This is a genomic window from Hymenobacter sp. AT01-02 (assembly GCF_000961955.2).
GTDB lineage: Bacteria > Bacteroidota > Bacteroidia > Cytophagales > Hymenobacteraceae > Hymenobacter > Hymenobacter mucosus.
Window position 1 is genome coordinate 1 of sequence record NZ_JZIR02000171.1, and the last position, 1,349, is coordinate 1,349.

The following is a 1,349-nucleotide window of genomic DNA, read 5'->3' on the forward strand; positions in this document are numbered from 1 at the left end:
CCCCCCCCGTAAATAAACCCGCTACTTTTTCCCCCGTAGAGCTTTTCCATGATTTCCGGTTGCTTGTTTTGCATTATTCACGGTGCAAAACTCCGCCGCGTGACCAGAGCGGGCAAGTACGGAGGAGTTATTCAGCACCCGATACTTTTCGCGCATAGGGCGGTTTTAATCCCTATTCTCATTTCCTACCCTTTCTGCCTTAACTAGCTTCGCCGATGTACCAGAAGAAAATTGCTAACACGCTGAACTGCGGCTCCGTGCTCACCAAGGAAGTGCTGCACGGCAAATGGAAGTCCACCCTGCTCGTGGGCATTGCCCAGGGCATCCAGCGGCCCAGTGCCATGCAACGCATGATTCCCAGCGCCAGCCGGCGCGTGCTCAACGTGCAGTTGAGCGAGTTGGAGTACCACGGCTTGGTTGGTAAAACCATCTTCCCCGAATTGCCACCCCGAGTAGAGTACCACCTCACGGACCTAGGACGGTCCCTGCTGCCGGTGATTGACGTGATGGAGCAATGGGGCAACGCTCACCGCACGGAGTTGGAACAGGTACTAGACGTGAGTTTAGCCAAATTGCCCAGTTAGCTCTTACCGAAGCCCATACCGAACAAGAAGATGGTCGTCGAGGAGAGGGTGACCTTAAAGGGGTGAGATGGTCGAGTTAAGCAGGACAGTTTAGATCTGTCTTTTCCTCTTTTGATGTACAACTGTAACAGTGCATGAACAAGAGGCAAAGAGGTAAAGCTTGCCGTAACGCTTGGTTCATTGAGCATTATTCTTTACTCGCATCTCATCGGGGGCGGCTATAGTCCTAGTAGGCCGCGTTTGAACACAAATCAGTACCTCTGCTGCTAGCAAGCTAATTAAGAGAACGAATAGGATACTGTTCCGATTCATGTGAGAAGGACAGTACCCGAGTATTCAAATTAAACAAAAGGGGTTTGGCGAGAAAGCGCTGCCACGTTCCTCGGCGACGAATACCGTCTCTGTGCTATTTGACAGGAATGTAGTCTCCACTAACGCATTGATGAGTAAAGCAGTTGTGGAGGATGTGTCTGTTAAAAGCCAGGGCGTGCTGAACTATCAGGTGGCATTTGTGCCGTTGAAGCAAAACTCGCATTCAGGACATTTCTTCCACTCGATTCGCTAATGGAGGATAAAGGGTGCGTCACTTGTGTACATGCGGTGGGGCTTGTACAAAATAGGGTGTTATTCAGCCCGATTTACCCTGGGATTAACAGGGTAACAACTCGTCGAGCAGTTCACTATCGCGCAATTTTCAAGGCGAAATCGGTTTCTCCGGAATACCATGTGAAAGTTAATTTTATTGGATATAAGAGCATTGCATAT

The 1,349-nt window shown here is 49.8% G+C and carries 2 protein-coding genes; both read left to right on the forward strand.

Going from position 1 to position 1,349, the window contains the following annotated elements:
* Positions 1–215 precede the first annotated feature (215 nt).
* On the forward strand, positions 216–584 hold the full coding sequence (locus VI25_RS21985; RefSeq protein WP_045690629.1) for a winged helix-turn-helix transcriptional regulator: 369 nt from the start codon (positions 216–218) through the stop codon (positions 582–584).
* Between the two features lie 564 nt (positions 585–1,148).
* Positions 1,149–1,349, forward strand: a 201-nt coding sequence (locus VI25_RS27440; protein ID WP_236705203.1) for a hypothetical protein, incomplete at its 3' end; no start/stop codon positions are given.

Excerpts from the sequence above, each read along its gene's own strand:
- VI25_RS21985 (WP_045690629.1), top strand. The coding sequence starts at position 216 with ATGTACCAGAAGAAAATTGCTAACACGCTGAACTGCGGCTCCGTGCTC.